The following is a 23,792-nucleotide window of genomic DNA, read 5'->3' on the forward strand; positions in this document are numbered from 1 at the left end:
ATTTTCTTTTTCACTTTACACTCAGCTTATCGGCATGTAATTTTCGCAACTTGTTGAGTTTAGGGGTAATGACATAGCTGCAATATCCCTGTCTCGGATTGTTCTTGTAGTAATCCTGATGATAGTCTTCTGCTTCGTAAAAGGTGTCGAGCTCACTAAGCTCAGTAACTATGGGAGCATCAAAAACATCTTTTAGCGCCTCAAATACTTCTTCAGCTATCTGCTGCTGTTCTTTGTTGTGGTAATAGATCACAGAACGATACATGGTCCCTACGTCTGCACCCTGTCGGTTCATCGTGGTAGGGTCATGGGTGGTCATAAAGATCAGCAACAGGTCTCGATAAGATATGATTTTGGGATCAAAAGTAAGCTGAACTACCTCGGCGTGGCCGGTCAGTCCCGAGCACACCTCCCTGTAAGTGGGTTTGCCGGGAGCATTTCCTCCACTATATCCTGAAACTACCTTTTGTATGCCTTTTACTTCCTGAAATACGGCTTCGGTGCACCAGAAGCATCCACCACCAAAGGTGGCCCTTTCAAGTGCGGAATTAGTCTCTGACATCTACTTTTTTTAATAGTTCCATCGATTCAGAATTAATGCAATAACGCAATCCGCTTGGTTCCGGACCATCCGGGAAAACATGACCTAAATGTGCGTCGCAGGTATTGCACATGACTTCTACCCTGACCATCCCATAGGAGTTGTCTTTTTCATATTTAATCGCATTTTCTTTTATTGGTTGTGTAAAACTGGGCCACCCGGTTCCCGATTCAAATTTGATAGTTGAATCGAACAGAGGAGTACCACAGCAAACACAGGCGTATTTGCCCGCTTCATGTATACTACACAAGGCGCCGGAATGTGGCGCTTCCGTTCCTTTCTTGCGCGTGATCCTGAATTGATCAGGGGTGAGTATTTCTTTCCATTCTGCCTCGGTTTTTTCTACTCTGGCATCGGGAATAGGGTTTTCGTGTACCGCAAAATGTATAATATTCTTCCAGTTAAGCATAGGCTTTAATTAATTATTAAAAATCTTGATCAGATCATATATCTTGTCGTGTCAGGACAAGATTCCTTACACCTTAAAGGTAGCGCTTCCTCTTCAGAATTAATGTAATTTCGCAGCAGAACAGCTCGCGATTTATTCGATATGCGGAAGGCACAGAAAGACAAAATTATCTACACGGTTTTACTCGTACTATGCATAGTCATATTTTGGGCCATAGAACAGTATTTCTGGTCTCCGGAATTTAAGATCAAAGAGCAGGCTGAAGTTGAAATACCAGCATATGTCTATCCGGAAACTCAAAATGCACAAATTGTAAAACACAACCACTATGCCCTTGCTTATAGCGAGGAACATGAGCAGGCGCAGTGGGTGGCCTACGGGTTATTTCGATCACAGCTCACTACAGATATCCGGGAAAGACCCTATTTTATTGAAGATCCAAAGGTGAAGTCGGGTTCTGCAGACTGGCGCAATTATAAAAACTCGGGATATGACCGTGGCCATCTTTGTCCTGCAGGAGACCGGAGATTTTCTGAATCGGCTTACAACGAGACTTTTTACACCAGTAATATCAGTCCGATGAACCGGGAATTTAATGCGGGAATCTGGAACAGGCTGGAGATACAGGTAAGGAACTGGGCCAGGCAATACGATTCGCTCTGGGTGGTTACCGGGGGAGTGCTCACTGATGACCTGGCTGATATTGGGTATGAATCGGTTTCAGTCCCTGAAGCTTTTTACAAAATTGTGATCAGGGGGAATGAGGACCGACTGGAAGCTATAGCTTTTTTAATCCCCCACAGAGAATCTACACTTCCTTTAAATGAGTTCAGGGTAACTGTCGATTCTATTGAAAAGCTAAGCGGAATTGATTTTTTTGAAGCTCTGGACGATAAACTTGAAAGTCGACTGGAGAGCAGTGCAAATGGCTCAGATTGGCGGTATTAAAGCCATTCATTCAAGCGATTCGAATCTAGTTTAAGAAAGATAAACAGCAGGGCTGTAAAACCGAGCAGGGCAGAACCCCCATAACTAAAAAACGGCAGAGGTATTCCGATAGTGGGAAGGATACCGGTAACCATGCCTATGTTGATAAAATAGTGAATGAGGAGAATGGATATAACACCATAGCCATACATCCTGCTAAAGTCACTCTTTTGCCGTTCCGCCAAATATACCAACCGCAACAATAACATAGTAAATAATACAATCACAGTGGATGTTCCCAGGAAGCCCCATTCTTCTCCGACCGTGCTGAAAATATAATCAGTATGCTGTTCGGGGACAAAATCTCCTTTGGTACGAGTTCCCTCTAAAAAGCCTTTTCCCAGGGTTCCGCCCGATTCGATTGCTTTCTCAGATTGATAGGTATTATATCCAATTGTCTTTCTGATCTCCTCCAGTCTTTCCGGATCTTTCTCCAGTCTCAGCCAAAGGCTGAATCTATCCCGGTGACGTTGCTCAAATACATTTTCAAAGACAAAGTTCACCGACAGGGAAAAAATAACGGCTATAAAAAAGAACATTATAAGCGGCAGGAGGGGCACTTTAAAACTTGCTTTTTTAACGAGAAGGAAAACAGCAATTAACAAGGCAAGAATTATGCTAACCCAAATGGTACCGAACATGAGGGTGGTTATAAAAATAAGCACTGCCATCAACGCAATCGCCAGATAGAATAGTGGAAACCCTTCCCTGAACAAGACAAAGACCAGGGCGAGGAAGACCAAAGCACTACCGGGGTCGGGTTGCGGAATGATCAGTAAAACGGGCACAAGGATGATCAACAAAGCAAAAAGCTGATCTTTTACTCGTTTAATATCCGTTTGTATGTCGCTGAGATACTTTGCCAGAGCCAGGGCGGTTGCGAATTTTGCCAGTTCTGAAGGCTGCAGGTTGAAAAAGCCCAGATCGTACCAGGAAGTAGCGCCGGCAATTGTCTTTCCAAAAAGGAATAGACCAAGTAGCATCACCATGGTAATAATGTAGATAAGGCTTGAAAAACGTTCGTAAAAATGGGCTTCAAGGACCAGGAAAATAAATGCAGCAATCAGACTTACCCCTATAAAGAATAATTGTTTGCCATATAACTGACTAAAGTCGAATACGGAAGTACTGTTTTCTGAGAAAGTTGTGGAATAGATATTGACCCAGCCTATGGAAACAAGCATCAGGAAAAGGAAAATGGTTAACCAGTCTACCCTTTTAAGGACGCTTTTACCAGACATATTCATTTATCTTGAACTCCTCCCCACTATAGGGTTTAGCATATTCTGCTTCCAGTGTTTTTTCCAGCATACGTTTCTCAAGGTCGGTACGCGTAATTTCCCCTTTGAGATACTTTTCTATAAGCAGGGAAGCTATATGGCCGGCATATCTCGCACCGTAGTACCCGTGTTCTATATAAACCGCCAGGGCTATTTCAGGATTATCTACCGGGGCAAAAGCGACAAAAATGGAGTGGTCTGTAAGTTGGGTCCGTACGCCATCTATTTTTGTAAAATTCTCTACAGTACCTGTTTTACCTGCGATATCTATCCCGGGGATCTGAAGCCATTTGGCCGTTCCTTTTGTGTACACATCGGCCATTCCCTGAACAACAGGTCCGAAATGTTTTTTGTCAATTGTAGTATAGTTGGGGGTGGTATACCTGGGATCGTTTACCGGCTCACCTGCAATCTTTTTGATGATATGAGGAGTGTAATAATAACCTCTGTTCGCAATAGCTGCGGTCATGTTTGCCAGCTGAATCGGCGTGGCCGCCACCTCTCCTTGCCCAATTGCATTGGAAATAATAAAAGATGAAGCCCATCGGTTGTCTCCATAAACTCTGTCGTAATACGATTTGTCAGGAACCCGGCCTTTCCTTCCTGTTGGGAGATCATATCCGAGGTAATCGCCGAGACCAAAACTTTTAATGTGCTTTTCCCAGACATCCATTCCCTCGTCAGTAGTTGGATATTTGTCGTATAGCTTGCGAAAGGTTCCGGCAAAATAAGCGTTGCAGGATTTATAAATCCCCGAATTCATATTTCGCAGCCCGCCTCCGCAATGACAACCTCTCTTTTTATTGCCTACATAAAAGCCATTATAGCAGCGAATGGTAGTTTCTGGTTTAATGACGTCTTCCTGCAGTGCAATCAGGGCATTTAGTGTTTTAAATGGCGATCCCGGGGAAGGCTGAGCCAGGAGAGCTCTGTCCCATGTAGGTTTGGAAATTGTATCGTAATGCAGTTTACTGTAATTCTTTGATCGCTCCCTCCCAACGAGCAATGCCGGATCATAAGTCGGTCCTGAAATAAGGGCCAGGATTTCTCCTGAGCCCGGCTCAATGGCAACGATCCCACCTCTTTTCCCATTCATTAAACGTTCTCCGTATTCCTGTAATTCTTTGTCGAGGGTAACAAGTATCTCTTTCCCTTGTTCCGGCAGGGTATCGAGGATTCCTTCTTTATAAGGACCAATCAGCCTATTAAAGCGGTCTTTTTGGATGAATTTCACTCCTTTTACCCCACGAAGCACTTCTTCGTACTGTTTCTCTATGCCTGTACGTCCGGTAAGTTCCCCTTGTTTGTAATAAGGATTCTTTCTGATATCACTTTCGTTCACCTCCGAAATATAGCCAAGCACGTTAGCGCCACTATGAGATGCGTAATACCTCAGGGATCTTTTCTGAATATAAAATCCCTCGTATTTCCTCATCTTTTCCTGTAAGCGGGCATAGTCTTCTTTAGACAGTTGTGGAACTAATACCGAGGGAAGACGTGGAGAATACACCCTTGCTTTCCGTAATTGTTCCTTAAATCGGGGTTTGTCTATTCCGAGTAAGGAGCAAAACTCAAGTGTATCAAGGGGCCTTACTTCACGCGGTATGACCATAACATCATAGGCGGGCTGATTGGCCACAAGCAATTCCCCGTTTCGGTCATAAATATAACCACGTTCGGGATAATCGTATATTGCCTTAATAGCAGAATCCTCCAGTATCTGATTAGGTGTTGAACGGAAGATCTGCAAATAGGAAAGCCTGCCAATAAATGTAATCCCTATGATTACGATAATGGAAGAAAGCAAAATCTTTTTCATTCTTTTTCGGCACTAAAAAGTGAAATAATCAAAATACCCAGAATCAGTGTTCCTGCACTGGTAGAAATCGTCTTTTTCAAAAGTAATAGCAAATGCGAAAAACTAAAAATTTCGAGCATAAAGAATATCGCGTGGTGTCCTATTATTAAAAACGCTAAAAATGCGATTTGTTGTGCTCTGGTGGTATTACTCAGTTTGAAACTCTGAAATTCGTAATTCACTCCAAATACAAAGCGCATTATTGCCGGACGAAAATAAGCCATGGTTGCGCAGGCGACAGAATGGAATGCCAGGGTGTCGGAAAAAATATCTACGATGAATCCCAGGATAAAACTTATAATAATAAAAATACTCCTGCGCTGTTTTATTGGATACCAGTAGAGAAACAGGAGGTAGATCATAGGATTGATAAACCCAAGGAAGTTGAGACGATTAAATACCAGAACCTGTGCTAAGATGAGAAGCACAAAACTCAAGCCGTTCTTCAAATACAGGTTATTGGTCATTCTCTATTTTTTCTTCCAGAATTTGAATCTCATCACTATCCCTGTTTTTAATGATATAGACATTTTTAATATTGGTCATATCATTAAAGAGGGCAACATCAATGGTGTAAAAGTTCTCTGATGCCAACAAATCAAACTTTTTTATGGTTCCGATGGGAATATTTTCCGGAAAAATGCTCGACATGGCACCAGTGACTATGGTATCACCTATGTATAGCTCAACAATCCTCGGAATATCCTCGAGTTGCACCACGTCAAATCGATCGGTATTCCATTTGAGAGAGCCAAAATTATTGGTGTTTTTAATTTTGGCATTGATGTTCGATTTAGTGTTGAGCAAGCTCTGAACGGCTGCGAAGCCGTCAGAAGTATGTTCCACTATTCCCAGAATGCCTTTTGAAGTAATGACGCCCATGTCCTGTTCAACGCCATTCACATCTCCTTTATTGATGGTGATATAATTATTTCGTAGGGCATAGCTGTTCTTGATAATTTTTGCAGGAATCACTTCAAAGGGGAATGAGTCTTTGACCACTCCTTCCAGACTATCTATTTCTAGATTAAACAACAGATTGCGCAGACGTGTATTTTCTTCAACCAGCTTTTCATTCTCCTCCCGCAAGTTGAAATAGGAAGAGATATCAGATTGTACCCCGTATAAGCTTCCGCTTAACCAATTGGCAGAATTAAAAAAACGCGCACGGTGATAGGAGTGAGATTGAACACTCATGAAAATTCCAAGAGTGAGTAAAAAGAGGTACAGCAAGGTAGTCTTGTTGCGAAGGATGAAATTTATAATCTGCTGCATTCACTTTACCTATTGGGTGGTCTCATCTCCTTCTTTATACCTGACCTACATAAACTTTCAAAGGTATCTGTCCGGGTACTATTTGATGAGAATACTCTTGTAGCGTTCTAAATTTTTCAGAGCTATACCTGTGCCGCGCACAACGGCTCTGAGCGGATCCTCGGCAATGTATACCGGCAGATCTGTTTTTTGGGAAAGCCTTCTGTCTAAACCTCTTAGCATAGAACCTCCACCAGCCAGGTAGATACCTGTATTGTATATATCTGCTGCCAGTTCCGGAGGTGTCTGAGACAAGGTTTCCATTACGGCATCTTCTACACGAAGGATCGACTTGTCAAGGGCTTTGGCAATCTCTCTGTATGAAATGGATACTTGTTTGGGTTTTCCTGTAAGCAAATCCCGTCCCTGAACAGACATCTCATCAGGAGGTGATTGGAGGTCTTCTGTGGCAGAACCTATTTTTATCTTGATGTTTTCTGCCGTAGTCTCACCTACATAGAGGTTGTGCTGAGTTCGCATATAATATATGATGTCGTTTGTAAAGACATCCCCAGCAATCTTTACTGATTTGTCACAGACGATTCCCCCTAAGGCAATAACAGCAATCTCGGTAGTTCCACCCCCGATATCAACGATCATATTTCCCTTGGGTTGCATGATGTCAAGTCCGATACCTATAGCCGCAGCCATGGGTTCATGAATAAGATAAACCTCTTTCCCATTTACCCTTTCAGCCGATTCCTTTACCGCCCTCATCTCTACCTCAGTAATCCCTGAAGGGATACAAATCACCATTCTCAGGGCAGGTGGAAACCATTTTTTCTTTAGTGCAGGGATGTTTTTAATAAACATATTGATCATCTTTTCAGATGCATCAAAATCTGCAATTACCCCATCTTTAAGTGGCCTGATGGTTTTAATATTTTCATGGGTTTTACCCTGCATCTGGTTGGCTTCCCGTCCCACGGCGATAATCTTTCCGGTAATCCGGTCTCTGGCTACAATAGACGGACTGTCTACCACAACTTTGTCGTTATGGATGATGAGGGTATTGGCGGTACCAAGGTCGATTGCAATCTCCTCAGTTAAAAAGTCAAAAAATCCCATTATGATTGTTTAGTTTGGTTCGGATAAACGGGTGAATTTCATCGACAAAAGTAGTAAAATTAATGTTTAAAATGACGTGTGCCAGTCATTACCATGGCAATTTCATTTTGATCGCAATAATCGATGCTCAACTGGTCTTTTATCGACCCCCCAGGTTGGATCACACTGGTGATACCACTCTTATCAGCGATCTCCACGCAATCCGGAAATGGGAAGAATGCATCGCTGGCCATTACCGCTCCGTTGAGGTCGAACTTAAAAGATGTGGCCTTATGTATTGCCTGATTCAGGGCGTCAACCCTTGAAGTCTGCCCGGTTCCGCTTGCACATAATTGCCTGTTCTTCGCCAGGACAATGGTATTTGATTTAGTATGCTTGCAGAGTTTGGAAGCGAAAATAAGATCCTGTAATTCCCTTTCCGATGGTTTTTTCCTGGTTACATAGGAGAGGTTTTCACGTGTATCTGTCAGATGATCCTTATCCTGTACAAGTACTCCGTTAAGACAGGTTCTTACAATTGTTTTGGGGAGAGGAACTTCTTTCTGTATCAGAATAATCCTGTTTTTCTTGCCTTTTAGAACTTCCAGAGCATCTTTATGATAAGAAGGGGCAATCACAACTTCACAGAACAGCTTGTGGATTTCCTCTGCGGTAGGGAGGTCAATTTCCCTGTTACTGATCAGAATACCTCCAAAGGCAGATACGGGGTCTCCTGCCAGAGCATCTGTGTATGCCTGATGGAGAACTTCCCTGGTGGCAAGTCCGCAGGCATTGTTGTGCTTCAGAATGGCAAAAGTTGGATCGTCATCCTGGAATTCGGCCATGAGATTAACTGCAGCATCAACATCGAGCAGGTTATTATAGGAAAGTTCCTTCCCGTGTAATTTAGTAAACATGGCATCGAAATTTCCGAAGAAAAATCCCTTCTGATGTGGATTTTCCCCATAGCGCAAGATCTTTCCATTTAATTCACTGATCTTCAGAGCAGCAATTTCATGAGACTGATTAAAGTAGTTAAAGATAGCCGTGTCGTAATGTGAAGAAATATTAAAAGCTTTTGCTGCAAAGGATTTCCGTTGTTCCAGGGTAGTAACTCCTTCCCCTGAGCTTAATACTTCCAGCAAATTACCGTAATCCTCCATAGAGGATACGCAAAGCACATCTTTGTAATTTTTGGCCGCTGCCCGGATAAGTGAGATTCCTCCTATATCTATCTTTTCGATAATTTCCTGCTCACTGGCTCCTGAAGCTACCGTTTTTTCAAAGGGATAAAGGTCTACGATGACTATGTCGAGTTGGGGGATATCAAATTCCTGTAATTGGGCTACGTCTCCTTCGTGATCCTGTCGGTTCAATATGCCTCCGAAAACTTTTGGATGTAGTGTTTTCACCCTTCCTCCCAGGATAGAGGGGTAACTGGTTACTTCCTCAACCGGAATTACATCAACGCCCAGAGAACGGATGAAGGATTCTGTTCCTCCCGTGGAATAAATGGTAATTCCCAGTTCGGATAATTTCTTTACAATTGGTTCCAGGCCGTCCTTGTGAAAGACGGAAATCAGCGCAGATTTAGCTTTTTTAGCTGTGCCCATGTGATGAGATTTAAGTGATGATGTGAGAAAATCAAAGGTAGGTTTTTAGGTCCTATTCCACGAGCAGTCTTATTAACAAAAGAGGGAAAGTTTTAAAGAATTCTGGCTACTTCCCGGTTCACGAATTCCAGAAATCGCTCATCGGCCTCTGAGAACGGATCAGGCGTTTCTGAATCGATATCGATCTGACCAATATTCTTTCCATTTACAAATAAGGGAACCACAATTTCAGATTTCACAGAAATACTGCAGGCGATATAATTATCCTGTGCCGCCACATCCGGAACTACAAAGTTAGCATTGGTAAGAGCTACCTGCCCGCAAATCCCTTTTCCGAAGGGGATAATGGTATGATCTGTCGGGGCGCCGGCATACGGGCCTAATTTTAATTCTTCTTTCTCCCCGTTTCTGAAATAAAAGCCAACCCAATCATAGTAATGGATTTTTTCCTTGAGGTATTCACACAGGGTCTGGAGTTTTTCCTCTGTCGTCCGATTCTCAGCCTTTAAAATGGACGGAATCTTTGCCTGAAGTTGTTCGAACATCTTTTTTTTGTAAAAATAGGAATTAGTGAAATGAAAAAAGCTTTGTCCTTAAAAGAAAACACCACCTTAAAAAGAGGTGGTGTTTTATAAAATATATTCTGGTAATGATTACATCATACCTGGCATCCCGCCGCCACCCATTGGAGGTGCAGGGGGATTATCCTCCTTAATATCAGTTAGTGCACATTCAGTAGTAAGAATCATTCCTGCCACAGAAGCTGCATTTTCAAGGGCGATACGTGTAACTTTCTTGGGATCGATAATTCCCGCCTTCATCATATCCACATATGTTTCCGTTTTAGCATCGTATCCAAAGTCGCCTTTTCCATCGTAAACCTTAGCTACAACAACAGATCCTTCACCTCCGGCATTTTCAACAATTGTCCTCAGCGGAGATTCAATCGCTCTTGCCACAATCTGTAATCCGGTTTCTTCATCGGGATTTTCAACGCTAACTTTGGCCAGGGCCGCTTTTGACCTGATAAAGGCCACACCTCCACCAGCTACAATTCCTTCTTCCACAGCTGCTCTGGTAGCATGTAGGGCGTCGTCAACACGGTCTTTCTTTTCCTTCATTTCTACCTCTGAGGCAGCTCCTACATATAATACAGCTACACCGCCGGCCAGCTTAGCCAACCGCTCCTGCAACTTTTCTTTGTCGTAGTCTGAAGTGGTCGTCTCAATCTGAGATTTGATCTGGTTTACCCGGGTCTTGATATCCTTGGCATTTCCTGATCCGTTGACGATTGTAGTGTTATCCTTGTCGATGGTAACCTTCTCGCAACTTCCCAGCATGTCCATGGTGGTATTCTCCAGTGAGAAGCCTCTTTCTTCCGAAATTACGGTTCCGTTTGTCAGGATCGCAATATCTTCGAGCATGGCTTTTCTGCGATCTCCGAATCCTGGAGCTTTTACCGCTGCAATTTTCAGGGATCCTCGCAATTTATTAACCACTAAAGTGGCCAGGGCTTCCCCATCTACATCTTCAGCAATGATCAATAAAGGTTTTCCGGATTGTGCTACTGGTTCGAGCACAGGGAGAAGATCCTTCATTGTTGAAATTTTCTTGTCATATAGCAGGATATAGGGCGTATCCAGATCTGCGATCATCTTTTCGGAGTCTGTTACAAAATAGGGGGAAAGATAGCCCCTGTCGAACTGCATCCCTTCAACTACATCTACATAGGTATCTGTACCCTTGGCCTCTTCTACAGTAATGACCCCTTCTTTCCCTACTTTGTTAAAAGCCTGGGCGATGAGATCTCCTATAGTCTCGTCATTATTAGCTGAGATAGCAGCAACCTGCTTAATTTTTTCAGAAGAGTCTCCAACTTTCTTGGCTTGTTTTGTAAGATGGGCAACAATTGCCTCCACTGCCTTGTCGATTCCTCTTTTGAGGTCCATAGGATTTGCTCCCGCTGCCACGTTTTTTAAGCCTTCTTTTACGATAGACTGGGCTAAAACAGTAGCTGTAGTAGTACCGTCCCCGGCCAGGTCATTTGTTTTTGATGCCACTTCCTTTACCATCTGGGCACCCATATTTTCAAGAGCATCTGCCAGTTCAATTTCCTTGGCCACTGTTACCCCATCCTTAGTTACTGCAGGAGCGCCAAAGGATTTGCTAACGATAACATTCCTTCCCTTAGGTCCCAGAGTTACCTTAACAGCATTGGCAAGGGCATCCACTCCTCGCTTTAAGCCATCTCTTGCTTCTATATCAAACTTTATATCTTTTGCCATAATTCTAAATTGTTTTTTGTTTTATTTCTATAGGGGAATGTTCTCAATAAGTATTACCCTAATGATTTGTTTAAATGATCGCTAATATGTCACTTTCCCGCATCATCAAATAATCGGAGCCGTCCAGTTTTAATTCGGTACCGGCATATTTTCCGTAGAGGACCGTGTCCCCAACTTTTACCGTCACTTTTTCATCCTTGGTGCCAGGTCCGACTGCTACTACTTTTCCTTTCTGTGGTTTTTCTTTTGCAGTATCGGGAATGTACAACCCGGAGGCAGTTTTAGTTTCTGCTGCCATAGGTTCAATAAGAACTCTGTCTGCCAATGGTTTGATGTTAAGTTTAGCCATATGTGTTTATTTTATTTTTATGAAATTCGGATTTAACATGACAGAAATTATGCCAAGTGATAAAAACTGACACTTTGTAAAATGAAAATGCCAGCTTGTCATTTGGGCTGGCATTTTAAATTCTTATTGTAATCAATTTCTTATTGAATAGTATCTAAAGGACTGTTGGTATCTGTTGGAACAACTTCTTCCGGTACTGTTTCCGGAACAGCTGTTTCAATATCATCACCCTGTAGTAATTTTGAATCGGCCTCGCCAAAACTGCCCTTAAGGACCACATTAGACAGAAGAATCAGAACGATCAACAGACCGGCCAGTGTCCAGGTACTTTTATCCAGAAAATCACCGGTTTTCTTAACCCCGCCAACAACCTGTGTGCCACCACCTCCAAAAGAAGAGGACAATCCCCCACCTTTAGGATTCTGAACCATGACCACCAGGACCAACAGGAAACATACCACAATGATAAGGATCAGGAATATTGTAAATGTACTCATCTTAAGAATTTTCCTTTTGTAATTGCTTTACCGCTTTAATTCGGCTTGCAAAGAAACTACTTTTTTCCGGATATTTCAAACTTAATATTTTGTAAGCCTGCAGTGCTTTTTTGTATTTTTTTTGTTCCAGATAGACCCTGGCCAGGGTCTCCGTCATCAGCTCTTCAGAATTGATTTTTGTAGATTCTTTGATATCCACCTTTGACGAATCCTGTTCCTGAGGAATGATTTTCGGATTTTCTTCAAGAAAGCGATCAATGAGATCAAACTTTTTCTTTTTCTCCGATTCCTCAGCAATAGGGAATTCCATGTTTTCGGGTATACTGGCTTTTTGTTCTTTTGATTTGATTCTGGATTCGATGGGCTTTGAAGAACTAAGTTGTAACCATTCAAGGAAAGAATGTTTTTCCTTTTTGGTAAAGGCCAGAGGTTGTCCAAGTTCCAGCTCTTCTGCCGCCTTTGCCTTTTTCTGGGCAATTTCCCTGTCTATTTCAGGGTCCTTGGATGTGAAAAGGGAAGGATCCAGAATATCCTCGGCATCCCTGGTATTTCTTGGAAGGGGTGCATCAGCCGATTCCTCTAGCAGGGCTGCCGGACTCTCTTTTTCCGCAATCACTTCTTCTGCTTCTACCTCTTGCACCTCGAGCTTCTCCGTTTTCCCGCTGATGGTATCGGCAATGGAATTCTGAAGAAATTCCGGAGAGGTGATTAAATCAAAGAGCACATCCCGGTCTGCTGTATAGGCTGCGGTTGCTTTCAGAGCATTATTATATCTGAAACTATTGAGGTTTTTCAAACCTTTTAATTGCAGTGCTCTGGCAGCCTGAAAATAAGGGTATTCTTTTACGATTTCCTCTAATTGCCTTGTCTGAACAGGATCTACCACCTTGTCGGGATGCTGGAGTAAATATGTGAAATCTGTAACATTCATGTTTACCAGTCTGCGAGTGATTCGTTGAAAATATCCTGATTAATCCGCTCAAAAATCACCTGATGGGCTTCATCCCTAACAGTTGCCAATTGAGAAGCGGCGGGATAATCGTAGAAAAAGGAAAAACGCTTTTCAAACTCGGCGCCTTCTTTGGTTTTGTTGAAGAACCGCACATTGACTGAAATACTAAGTCGGTTTTGGGCGGCTGTCTGTTGAGCCGTTGCCGACATAGGCGACACACGGTACTCCACGATTTCTCCTTCGTAAAGCAAGTCGCCATTAGAAGAAACCAGGTCCAGACTGGTCTGATTCAGGATAAGGTCCTGTAGCGATAGCGTATATTCCCTGTCCAGGCCCGGATCAAAGGTAGAACCCGGACTTTGAGAGGCGTAATTCTGAAAGTAATTAACCGTAAATGTCTCGGCGGTTCCAACGTTTCCTCCCGTAAAATTATAAACTCCACACCCTGTCAGGGACAGGAGTAGAATCATTATACAGATGTGTTTTTTACTAATCACTAAAGGTCGTACTGTTTTATTTTGCGATAGAGGGTCCGTTCGGAGATACCCAATTCGGAAGCTGCCGCCTTGCGTTTACCCCGGTTCCGTTCCAGTGATTTTTTTATCAATTCAATTTCCTTTTCCTGTAAAGATAGGGTTTCTTCTTCTTCTATTTCTTCAGCAAAGTGGTACTTGTCTTCCTTGGTAAGCTCTATCGGTTTTTCCACCCTGCTCTCATGAGGAGGCAGAAGTTCAACAGCATTTGCCTTCTCCTCTTCAACATCTGATTCGTTTCCGTAAATCTTTCGGATCAGATTTTCATTCTCCTCCTGAACTTTTTCTGAATCTCCGGAATTGAGTAATTCGAGCGTCAGCTTTTTAAGATCGTTAAGATCGGCCTTCATATCAAAGAGCACCTTGTAGAGAATCTCGCGTTCATTGCTGAAATCTCCCTTTTTAGAACTGTGTTCCACCACTGCGGGTAAATTAGAATCATTTGCGTGTGGGAGATAACCGTTTAAGGTTTCGCGGGTAACGGCTCGACTTTCCTCTAAAACGGAAATCTGTTCAGCAACATTCCTGAGTTGCCTTATGTTGCCAGGCCAGCGATATTTCTCAAGAATTTGAATGGCGCCTTCCTCCAGTCGGATAGTGGGCATTTTGTATTTCTGGCTGAAATCGGACGCAAATTTTCGAAACAGTAAATGGATGTCATCCTTTCTCTCCCTTAGCGGGGGGATATGTATCTCTACTGTACTTAACCTGTAATAGAGATCTTCCCTGAATTTCCCTTTTTTAATGGCCTCAATCATATTCATATTGGTAGCCGCAACGATACGAACATTCGTTTTCTGAACCTGTGATGAACCCACTTTTAGAAATTCCCCATTTTCCAGAATTCTCAAAAGTCTTACCTGAGTAGTCAATGGAAGTTCTCCTACCTCATCAAGAAAGATCGTACCTCCGTCTGCCACCTCAAAGTAACCACTACGGGTCTGAGTGGCTCCAGTAAAAGATCCTTTTTCATGCCCAAAGAGTTCACTGTCAATAGTGCCTTCAGGAATTGCTCCGCAGTTTACTGCTATGTATTTGGCGTGTTTGCGGTGCGAAAGGGAATGGATGATTTTTGGGACGGCTTCTTTTCCCACACCACTTTCTCCGGTAACCAGGACCGAAATATCGGTAGGGGCTACCTGAATGGCTTTTTCCAAAGCCCTGTTTAATTTCGGATCATTTCCGATGATCCCAAAGCGTTGTTTTATAGCTTGTACACTTTCCATTATGCCGTATTTTCTGCCATTCCAACAGCCTCACCCAGGAGGGTGGCTGAGGTACAATCATTTATTTTTACATTGACAAACTGACCCAATTCGTACTGTTCTTTAGGGAATACGACCACAGTGTTGCCCGAGGTTCTTCCCATCCAATGTGCGTCCGATTTTTTGGAAGGCCCTTCTATCAGAACTTCCTCAATCTTTCCGATATGCTGTTTGGTTCTGTACAGGCTGTGCTTTTGCTGCATTTTAATAATCTCCTGTAACCTCCTTTTTTTGACGGCTTCAGGAATATCATCCTCCAGCTTTCGCGCCGCCATGGTACCCGGCCGTTCGGAATAAGCAAACATAAATCCAAAGTCGTATTTTACAAATTCCATTAAAGACAAGGTATCCCGATGATCTTCTTCAGTCTCCCCCGGAAAGCCGGCAATCATATCCTGGCTAATCCCGCAATCGGGTAAAATATTACGAATATCCGTGATCAATTTCATGTATTCATCACGTGTATGGAGGCGATTCATTGCTTTGAGCACCCGGTCACTTCCGCTTTGAACAGGCAGGTGGATGTAGTTACAGATATTTTTATACTTAGCCATGGTTTTTACCACATCCAGTGTAATATCCTGGGGATTGGAGGTGGAAAAGCGAATTCGCATCCCGGGTTGTGCCTCTGCAACCAGTGACAACAATCCTGCAAAATCAACAGAAGTGGCTTTCTGGATTTCTGATGCCTTGTCGAAATCTTTCTTGAGTCCGCCACCATACCAGAGATAACTATCTACATTCTGCCCCAGTAAGGTAACTTCCTTGTACCCCTTATTCCATAGTTCATTGACTTCCTTAATTACAGATCGGGGATCCCTGCTGCGTTCTCTGCCCCTGGTAAAAGGAACAACACAGAAAGTACACATATTATCACAACCCCGTGTGATGGAAACAAAGGCGGTTACTCCATTGGTATTTAATCGTACCGGGGCAACATCCCCATAGGTTTCTTCTTTGGAAAGGATCACATTTACTGCATTCCTGCCTTCGTCTATTTCCCTGACAAGATTGGGCAGGTCCTTGTACGCATCTGGCCCCACCACCATATCAACTATCTTTTCTTCTTCCAGAAACTGGCTTTTAAGGCGTTCTGCCATACATCCGAGCACCCCTACTTTTAAATGAGGTCTGGATTTTTTAACGGCATTGATTTTTTCCAGCCTTTTCCTTACCGTTGTTTCGGCTTTTTCACGAATAGAGCAGGTATTGACAAGCACCAGGTCTGCTTCCTCCAAGTCGGACGTAGTATTAAATCCTTCATCAGCCAAAATAGAGGCCACGATCTCACTGTCAGAAAAATTCATCTGGCAACCATAGCTCTCTATGTAGAGCTTTCGCACATTTTTGTTTCTTGACTTTGTCTTCAGGGAAGAACCCTGAATACTTTCATCGATTACTTTTTCCATATAAACTCTATAATGACAGGCGTATTAAAGGAGGGCAAAGATAAGACAATATCCTTTTTTATGACAATTTGACAGGTGAATATTTTCATAAAAAAGACGCAACTACACAGTAGCATACGTATCTATAGTGTATCCTAATCCAATAATAAACTTTCTTATGAAAACCCTGAATTTCCTGCTTGTTGTTATTGCCGTTTCCAGTCTGCTTTCCTGTGAAAAGGATGATCCGGGAAAGTATGCCGATTATCTCGTAGCCCGACCCCTCACGATTTCTTTGGAAGAATTTAAAAATGGTGTAGACGTCATTGTTCCACAGCCCATAAACGAATCAGGTAAAATCTACGCCTACGAGAATTACATATTTATTAATGACAAATACAAAGGGGTTCATGTGATAGATAACAGTGACCCCGGTTCCCCGACCAAGGTAGCCTTCATTAAAATAGCAGGGAATGTGGATATTTCCGTAAAGAACGATTTCCTGTATGCTGATAGTCTTACTGATCTGATAGTGATCGACATTTCCGATATCAATAACATGCAAATTGTTAACCGACTGCACGATGTCTTGCGGGATAATGTTATTTGGCCGATGGAGGCAGATATTTTTGAATACGAGGATTGGGGAAATCCCGATAATGTACTTATTGGATGGGAAGTGGTCACCGAACGCAGATTGGTAGAAGAGGTGCAGCAACGCTTTGATGATGTACTGATGGCCAATGCCGCTGAAAACAGTGTAGGACAAGGAGGCTCACTGGCACGCTTTAAGATCGTTGCAGATTATTTATACGCCGTTGACAATCACAGTATAAATATCTTTGAAATTTCAGACCTGGCGAATCCCGTAGACATGGAAGATGTATATGCCGGATTCAATATCGAAACAATCTTTAATCAGGAAAATCATTTGTTCCTGGGGAGCCGAAGCGGAATGTATATTTACGATATTTCCTCCCCGGCACAGCCCAGTTTCGTTTCCGAATTTCAACACGGTACGGCCTGTGATCCTGTCGTTGTAGACGGGGATTTCGCCTATGTCACCTTAAGAGGTGGTAATGGATGTGGTGCCACCGAAAGTGGATTATTTGTAATCGATATTGCCGATATTTCCAATCCTGCCCTTCTTAAGTCGTACCCCATGGAAGAACCCTATGGCCTTGGTGTAAAAGACGATAAACTCTTTGTCTGTGATGGAAGTTTTGGTCTTAAGGTTTATGACAAAAGTAATGTGCCCGACTTAACCCCCCTGGAGCATTTTGATGGAATAACCACCTTTGATGTTATTCCGATGCAGGACCATTTGTTAATGATCGGAGATGAGGTTTTATATCAATATACCTATACTGCCACCAGCCTGGAATTGATCAGTTCCATGGCTCTGGATTAATTATCCCTGGACAGGCTTTCAAGGTTCAGTTGCCGGAAGATATTTTGAATCACATAAGAAGTAAAAGAGGCAAATCAAATTTTTGCTATACTTTTGTGACTTCAAAAATCAATGAATGGCTAAGAATTTAGTAATTGTAGAATCACCCGCCAAAGCAAAGACTATCGAGAAATTTCTGGGAAAGGATTTTAAGGTAGAATCGAGTTTTGGACATATTGCAGACCTTCCGTCAAAAGAACTGGGGGTTGACGTAGCCAACGATTTTAAACCCAAATACATTGTCGATAAGGACAAAAAGTCCCTTGTAAAAAAACTTAAGGACCTGGCAAAGAAGGCCGAAACGATCTGGCTTGCCAGTGATGAGGACCGGGAAGGGGAGGCCATATCATGGCACCTGGCGGAAACCCTCGATCTCGACAAGAGCAAAACCAAACGAATAGTCTTTAATTCCATTACTAAATCGGCCATACAGAATGCGATTGAAAATCCAAGGGCCATTAACTACGATTTGGTCAACGCCCAGCAGGCCAGGAGAGTCCTCGACCGATTAGTGGGCTACGAACTTTCCCCTGTGTTGTGGAAAAAAATTAAACCGGGCCTTTCTGCCGGAAGAGTGCAATCAGTTGCGGTGCGGCTAATAGTTGAGCGGGAACGCGATATTGAAGCCTTTGTTCCTGTAGCCTCGTTCCGGATAAATGCGGAATTCCGAACTCAAAAAGGAGAGGTTTTTAGCGCTAAACTCTCCAAGACATTTGATACCAAGGAGGAAGCAGAAGTGTTTTTAAGGGCAAATCTGCAGACAGAATTTGAAGTTGCATCCCTCGATAAGAAACCCGCAAAGAAATCACCTTCAGCACCTTTTACAACATCTACCTTACAACAGGAGGCCTCCAGGAAACTTTATTTCTCTGTGGGGAGGACCATGCAGGTGGCCCAGCGGCTTTATGAAGCCGGACTGATAACCTATATGAGGACTGATAGTGTAAACCTGTCTTCGGAGGCGATTAATGACGCCAAAAAAGCAATCGTAACCAATTACGGTGAGAAATACAGCAAGGTTAGGAACTACAAAGGAAAGAGCAAAGGGGCACAGGAGGCTCATGAAGCCATTCGTCCTACGGATATGACGCTGCAGAATCCGAAGGTAGAAAGAGACCAGGCCAAATTATACGAATTGATATGGATGCGAACCTTGGCTTCTCAAATGGCCGATGCACAATTGGAACGCACCAATGTTAAGATTAGTGCCAACTCCCACAAGGAACAGTTTACCGCCAATGGAGAGGTGGTCAAGTTCGATGGATTTTTAAAGGTCTACCTCGAAGGGAAGGACGAAGAGGATATAGCCGAAGAACAGGAAGGAATGCTCCCAGCGCTTCAGGTAGGAGAGTCCCTTGATAACAACTACATCACTGCTACAGAACGATTTACCCGGCCACCCTATCGTTTTACAGAGGCATCTCTGGTAAAGAAGCTGGAGGAATTGGGAATAGGAAGACCTTCTACATATGCTCCAACCATATCTACTATTCAGAACAGAGGATATATTGAGAAAGGAACAATTGAAGGATCCGAGCGTAAATACAGTCAGTTAGTTCTTGAGAACAACAAGATCAAAGAGAATCACCTTACTGAAACAGTCGGATCTGACAAGGGGAAGATGGTGCCTACTGATATAGGAATGATTGTCAACGATTTTCTGGTGGAAAATTTCGCCAACATCCTGGATTACAATTTTACAGCAAAAGTAGAAAAGGACTTTGATGAGATCGCTTCTGGGGAGGAAGACTGGCAAAAAGTAATGAAAGATTTTTACAAGGATTTCCATCCCAATGTGATTGATGTGGAGGAGAACGCAGACCGTGCAAGTGGTGAACGTGTTCTTGGGACAGATCCAAAGACCAAAAGACAGGTCTCAGTTCGTCTGGGACGATTTGGCCCTATGGTGCAGATTGGTACGGTTGAGGAGGAAGAAAAACCGCTGTTTGCCAGTCTGCTGCCAAACCAGTCATTAAATACAATTACCTATGAGGAAGCCATGGACCTCTTTAAGCTGCCGCGGAAATTAGGAGTCTATGAAGGAGAGGAAGTTGAAGCCAATGTGGGTCGATACGGTCCTTACGTGCGCTATGGTAAAAAGTTTGTCTCCCTTGAAAGTGGGGAAAGTGCGATGGATGTGGATTTAGACCGGGCTGTTGAACTTATCAAGGCCAAGCAAAAAGCAGATGCACCAATAACCACATATGAAGGGAAAGACGTCACTAAAGGGAAAGGGAGATTCGGTCCTTTTATCAAATGGGACGGCATGTTTATCAACGTGAACAAAAAATATAATTTTGATCAACTCTCTGAAGCAGATATTGCTGAGCTTATTGAGGCCAAGAAGAAGAAGGAGGCAGAACGCGTAGTAAAGGAATGGCCAGAGGAAGGGATCAGAATAGAGAAAGCCCGCTGGGGCCGGCACAATGTAATCAAAGGCAAAACTAAGGCAGAACTGGCCAAGGAAGTTGATGTTACAAAAATGAGTCTGGAAGACGCGAAAAGTCTTCTGGAAAAGAAAAAACCCAAGAAAAAAAGTAAATAACCCCACTTTGCTATAGTCGTATGGCATTTGATTTTTTAGTTCCGGTTGAAGATAAGGCCCTGGCGCACTGCGAGCTCTTGCCGCCGCAATCCCTTGGAAAGAATATCTTTAAACATACCCACAGAGATGGTCTGCCAGTCCTGGCTAATGCTTCATTTGCCATTATGGGGGTAAATGAATCGCGTAACGCCTTTGAAAAGAAACCTGAAAAACTCGCCATAGTAGAGATTCGTATTCAATTGTACAAGTTGATGATGGGCAATTGGAATATCAATATTGTAGATCTCGGCAATGTAGAGGAGGGGGAGACGGTAGAAGACACCTATTTTGTCGTCAAGGAAATTACGGCAGGTTTGCTGGAGGAAAATGTGATACCTATTATAATAGGTGCCACTCAGGACATTACCTATCCTACCTACAGGGCTTTTGACAGGATAAAAGACCTGATCAACCTCGTGTCCATTGATAGCCGTTTCGACTTTGGGGCGGATGAAGAATTGATCAGCTCCAGTTCTTATATGAGTAAGATCATTACCGATAAGCCCAACAATCTGTTTAATTTTTCCAATATCGGGTACCAGAGTTATTTTAATGCTCAGGAGGAGATCGACCTTATGGAAAGGTTGTTCTTTGATGCTTACCGTCTTGGTGAAATCTCTTCAGATATAACCTTAGCCGAACCAGTCTTGAGGAATGCCCACCTGGTAAGTCTGGATGCCCGGGCCATAAAAGCCAGTGAGATAGGAGGATCATCCAATTATTCGCCCAATGGTTTTGACGGTAGGGAGATCTGTGCAATCGCACGTTACGCCGGAATCAGTGAAAATGTAGCTGTGTTCGGTATTTATGAAAGTGAAAACTCACCCTTGTCGTTCCAGCTGATCGCTCAGATTATCTGGTATTTTATGGAAGGATATAACTTCAGGATCAAGGAACGCCCTACTGGTTCCAGTAAAGATTTTACCAAGTTTATAGTCCCTACCGAAAACGAGGAACTGATATTCTACAAAAGTCTGCTCACCCAAAGGTGGTGGGTAGAAGTTCCTTCATTTGCTTCTTCGCATACTAAATCAAATTCACCTGCGTTATTACCTTGCACTGAGCAGGACTATTTGGACGCTTGCGACCAGATTATCCCTGAACGGTGGTTTAAGGCCTACAAGAAAGGTTTAAACTAAACGTGAATTTTTTTAAAAGGAAGGCTAGTAACGTACAATATTTTATTCAAAAAGTAGTTTTAGAGAATAATAATTGACATTACTGCTAAAAGTCTAAATCGAAATTTAACCTAAAGTATGAAGAAGCTATTGTTGTTATCTATAGCGTTTGTTTTTTTACTCTCAAGTTGCGGGTCTAAGACAAAAGGAGAACTAGTGGGCGTACAAGGAAAGAAATGGTACCCTGAAAAACCATATGGAATGGAACTCATACCAAGGGGTGCTTTCATCATGGGAAAAAGCGAGGAAGATATGGCGCAGGTTCTCAACGCCCCAACTAAAACAGTAACGGTGAGATCGTTCTATATGGATGATACCGAAATAACAAACAGTGAATATCGTCAGTTTGTACAATGGGTCCGCGATTCTATCGTAAGGACCAAATTGGCAATTCTGGCTGATGAACTAGGAATGGGTCCTGAGGACGGAGGTATCGGAGAGTACGCTTTTAAGAGTGCTGATACCACCAGAATGTCGACATATGAAAAGTATATGCTCGACAATTATTCCGGTATGGGAGAAACGGGCTACGAAGGATATCGTTTAAATACTGATGAAGACCTGGTTTGGGATACATCAGATTATCCGGATGAGTACTATACGGAGATAATGGATTCATTGTACATTCCTGAAGAGGAGTCCTACAATGGACAACGTATTATTGACGTAACCAAATTAAAGTATAAATACACCTGGATGGATATCGAAGCGGCGGCCCGTTCTAGGGATTCACGCCGTAAGGAATTCCTTAGGACCGAAGAATTGGAAATTTATCCTGATACTACGGTATGGATCAGGGATTTTGAATATTCTTACAACGAACCCATGCACAATGATTATTTCTGGCATGATGCTTATAGTGACTACCCTGTTGTTGGTGTATCCTGGACTCAGGCCAAAGCCTTTTGTCACTGGAGAACTAAATTCAAGAATGATGATCAGAAGTCGCGTGGGAAACAATTTGTGAACCAGTTCCGTTTGCCTACAGAAGCCGAGTGGGAATACGCTGCCCGTGGTGGTATCGAAGGAGGTACCTATCCCTGGGGAGGTCCGTATGTAATTAGTGACACAGGCTGTTTTATGGCCAACTTTAAACCTCAGCGAGGGGATTACGCAGCGGATGCAGCCTTATATACGGTAGAAGCTAAATCATATGAACCTAATGATTTTAACCTGTACAATATGGCAGGGAACGTTTCGGAGTGGACTAACAGTAGTTATTTCCCCGGTTCTTACGAATATGCTTCTACAATGAACCCCAACGCAGATTCGGGCGATAACGCCAGAAAAGTAATCCGCGGAGGATCCTGGAAGGATGTGGCTTACTTCCTGCAGGTAAGTACAAGAGATTATGAATATCGTGATTCTGCCAGGAGTTACATCGGTTTCAGAACCGTACAGGACTATATGGGAGAAGAAGATTCAACACAATAACAGATTACCAATTAAGATCAAACAAAAACCAAATACTTATTTATTAAACTTAAATTAAATCTTAGAATTATGGCACAGTCAAAATCAACAAAAAAACTATTTAACATGGCCTATGGCCTGGGAGCTTCGGTAGTAATTATCGGTGCCCTCTTTAAAATCCTTCACTGGGAATTCGGACCGTTAACCGGTGGACTTCTGCTTGCAGTAGGTCTGATTACAGAAGCCCTTATTTTCGCCATCAGTGCCTTTGAGCCTGTAGATGATGAATTCGATTGGTCTCTGGTTTATCCTGAATTAGCTGGAGGAGAATCTAATGGAAAGGCCAGTTCTGATGCTAAAGAAGCAGAAGGATTGCTTTCAAAAAAATTAGATCAGCTTTTAAAAGAAGCTAACATTGATGCAGAATTAATGCATAGTCTTGGTGACAGTATCCGCAATTTTGAAGGTGCTGCCAAAGGAATCGCTCCTTCTGTAGACGCAATGGAAACTACTAAGAAATATTCTGATGAAATGGCCCAGGCTGCTTCACAGATGGAATCTTTAAACAGCTTGTACAAAGTACAGTTGGAAAGTGCCAGCAGACAGGCTTCAATTAACGAAGAAGTAGTTCAGAACGCAGGTGCTCTTAAAGATCAAATGGAATCATTGGCCTCTAACCTCTCATCTTTAAATGGTGTATATGGCGGTATGTTATCTGCCATGAGTAAGAACTAATTAGTCGCGAACCAATAACCCAAATCAAGTTACAAATCAAAACTAATTAGAAAA

At 42.8% G+C, this 23,792-nt stretch carries 22 protein-coding genes; 6 read left to right on the plus strand and 16 right to left on the minus strand.

Features of this window, described 5'->3' with window-relative positions:
• Positions 1-10 precede the first annotated feature (10 nt).
• Both msrA and msrB read right to left on the minus strand, forming a co-directional pair.
• The gene (msrA, locus tag AB8P51_RS08400) at positions 11-562 is read right to left on the minus strand and encodes a peptide-methionine (S)-S-oxide reductase MsrA (protein WP_369748357.1); all 552 of its coding nucleotides are present in this window, start codon (positions 560-562) and stop codon (positions 11-13) included.
• Positions 549-1,010 (minus strand): peptide-methionine (R)-S-oxide reductase MsrB, encoded by a 462-nt coding sequence (gene msrB, locus AB8P51_RS08405; RefSeq protein WP_369748358.1) that lies wholly within the window; start codon positions 1,008-1,010, stop codon positions 549-551. Before msrB ends, msrA begins: the two co-directional genes overlap by 14 nt.
• 141 nt (positions 1,011-1,151) lie before the next feature.
• Here msrB and AB8P51_RS08410 point away from each other — a divergent pair, with 141 nt between their 5' ends.
• On the plus strand, positions 1,152-1,958 hold the full coding sequence (locus AB8P51_RS08410; protein WP_369748359.1) for a DNA/RNA non-specific endonuclease: 807 nt from the start codon (positions 1,152-1,154) through the stop codon (positions 1,956-1,958).
• On the opposite strand, the gene rodA is transcribed toward AB8P51_RS08410, so the two are convergent.
• The 14 genes from rodA to miaB form a co-directional block, all read right to left on the minus strand.
• Complete coding sequence (gene rodA, locus AB8P51_RS08415) at positions 1,955-3,238, minus strand: rod shape-determining protein RodA (protein ID WP_369748360.1); 1,284 nt, start codon at positions 3,236-3,238, stop codon at positions 1,955-1,957. The two genes, AB8P51_RS08410 and rodA, sit on opposite strands and share 4 nt — an antisense overlap.
• Positions 3,228-5,096 (minus strand): peptidoglycan D,D-transpeptidase FtsI family protein, encoded by a 1,869-nt coding sequence (locus tag AB8P51_RS08420; protein ID WP_369748361.1) that lies wholly within the window; start codon positions 5,094-5,096, stop codon positions 3,228-3,230. Before AB8P51_RS08420 ends, rodA begins: the two co-directional genes overlap by 11 nt.
• Complete coding sequence (mreD, locus tag AB8P51_RS08425; protein WP_369748363.1) at positions 5,093-5,602, minus strand: rod shape-determining protein MreD; 510 nt, start codon at positions 5,600-5,602, stop codon at positions 5,093-5,095. Before mreD ends, AB8P51_RS08420 begins: the two co-directional genes overlap by 4 nt.
• Entirely contained in the window at positions 5,592-6,410 is an 819-nt protein-coding gene (gene mreC / locus AB8P51_RS08430; RefSeq protein WP_369748364.1) for a rod shape-determining protein MreC, read from the minus strand. Before mreC ends, mreD begins: the two co-directional genes overlap by 11 nt.
• 78 nt (positions 6,411-6,488) lie before the next feature.
• Positions 6,489-7,517 (minus strand): rod shape-determining protein, encoded by a 1,029-nt coding sequence (locus tag AB8P51_RS08435; RefSeq protein WP_369748365.1) that lies wholly within the window; start codon positions 7,515-7,517, stop codon positions 6,489-6,491.
• Between the two features lie 59 nt (positions 7,518-7,576).
• Positions 7,577-9,109 (minus strand): bifunctional phosphoribosylaminoimidazolecarboxamide formyltransferase/IMP cyclohydrolase, encoded by a 1,533-nt coding sequence (purH, locus tag AB8P51_RS08440; RefSeq protein WP_369748366.1) that lies wholly within the window; start codon positions 9,107-9,109, stop codon positions 7,577-7,579.
• A gap of 92 nt (positions 9,110-9,201) precedes the next feature.
• Positions 9,202-9,654, minus strand: coding sequence for a GAF domain-containing protein (locus tag AB8P51_RS08445; protein ID WP_369748367.1), 453 nt, complete (start codon positions 9,652-9,654; stop codon positions 9,202-9,204).
• Positions 9,655-9,762: 108 nt separating this feature from the next.
• Positions 9,763-11,394, minus strand: a complete 1,632-nt coding sequence (gene groL, locus AB8P51_RS08450) for a chaperonin GroEL (RefSeq protein ID WP_369748368.1) — start codon at positions 11,392-11,394, stop codon at positions 9,763-9,765.
• 70 nt (positions 11,395-11,464) lie between these two features.
• The gene (groES, locus tag AB8P51_RS08455; protein ID WP_369748369.1) at positions 11,465-11,743 is read right to left on the minus strand and encodes a co-chaperone GroES; all 279 of its coding nucleotides are present in this window, start codon (positions 11,741-11,743) and stop codon (positions 11,465-11,467) included.
• A 140-nt stretch (positions 11,744-11,883) separates the two neighbouring features.
• Entirely contained in the window at positions 11,884-12,240 is a 357-nt protein-coding gene (secG, locus tag AB8P51_RS08460; RefSeq protein WP_369748370.1) for a preprotein translocase subunit SecG, read from the minus strand.
• A gap of 1 nt (position 12,241) precedes the next feature.
• Positions 12,242-13,171, minus strand: a complete 930-nt coding sequence (locus AB8P51_RS08465; protein ID WP_369748371.1) for a hypothetical protein — start codon at positions 13,169-13,171, stop codon at positions 12,242-12,244.
• Between the two features lie 2 nt (positions 13,172-13,173).
• Entirely contained in the window at positions 13,174-13,662 is a 489-nt protein-coding gene (gene lptE, locus AB8P51_RS08470; protein ID WP_369748373.1) for an LPS assembly lipoprotein LptE, read from the minus strand.
• A 26-nt stretch (positions 13,663-13,688) separates the two neighbouring features.
• Positions 13,689-14,951 (minus strand): sigma-54 interaction domain-containing protein, encoded by a 1,263-nt coding sequence (locus AB8P51_RS08475; RefSeq protein WP_369748374.1) that lies wholly within the window; start codon positions 14,949-14,951, stop codon positions 13,689-13,691.
• Positions 14,951-16,399: a tRNA (N6-isopentenyl adenosine(37)-C2)-methylthiotransferase MiaB gene (gene miaB / locus AB8P51_RS08480; RefSeq protein WP_369748375.1), complete on the minus strand. Its 1,449-nt coding sequence runs from the start codon at positions 16,397-16,399 to the stop codon at positions 14,951-14,953. The genes AB8P51_RS08475 and miaB overlap by 1 nt, the downstream gene beginning before the upstream one ends.
• 157 nt (positions 16,400-16,556) lie before the next feature.
• Between miaB and AB8P51_RS08485 the strand changes: the two genes are divergently transcribed.
• The 5 genes from AB8P51_RS08485 to gldL all read left to right on the plus strand — a co-directional run bounded on the left by AB8P51_RS08485 (position 16,557) and on the right by gldL (position 23,738).
• Positions 16,557-17,789, plus strand: a complete 1,233-nt coding sequence (locus AB8P51_RS08485; RefSeq protein WP_369748376.1) for an LVIVD repeat-containing protein — start codon at positions 16,557-16,559, stop codon at positions 17,787-17,789.
• 115 nt (positions 17,790-17,904) lie between these two features.
• Positions 17,905-20,373, plus strand: a complete 2,469-nt coding sequence (topA, locus tag AB8P51_RS08490) for a type I DNA topoisomerase (RefSeq protein ID WP_369748377.1) — start codon at positions 17,905-17,907, stop codon at positions 20,371-20,373.
• Positions 20,374-20,393: 20 nt separating this feature from the next.
• The gene (locus AB8P51_RS08495) at positions 20,394-21,551 is read left to right on the plus strand and encodes a formimidoylglutamase (protein WP_369748378.1); all 1,158 of its coding nucleotides are present in this window, start codon (positions 20,394-20,396) and stop codon (positions 21,549-21,551) included.
• A gap of 117 nt (positions 21,552-21,668) precedes the next feature.
• The gene (gene gldK / locus AB8P51_RS08500) at positions 21,669-23,024 is read left to right on the plus strand and encodes a gliding motility lipoprotein GldK (RefSeq protein ID WP_369748379.1); all 1,356 of its coding nucleotides are present in this window, start codon (positions 21,669-21,671) and stop codon (positions 23,022-23,024) included.
• A 69-nt stretch (positions 23,025-23,093) separates the two neighbouring features.
• Positions 23,094-23,738 carry a gliding motility protein GldL gene (gene gldL, locus AB8P51_RS08505; RefSeq protein ID WP_369748380.1) on the plus strand — a complete coding sequence of 215 codons (645 nt, stop codon included), beginning with the start codon at positions 23,094-23,096 and terminating at the stop codon, positions 23,736-23,738.
• Positions 23,739-23,792: the final 54 nt, after the last annotated feature.

The sequence above is a fragment of the Muriicola sp. SD30 genome (assembly GCF_041205185.1).
Taxonomy (GTDB): domain Bacteria; phylum Bacteroidota; class Bacteroidia; order Flavobacteriales; family Flavobacteriaceae; genus Muriicola.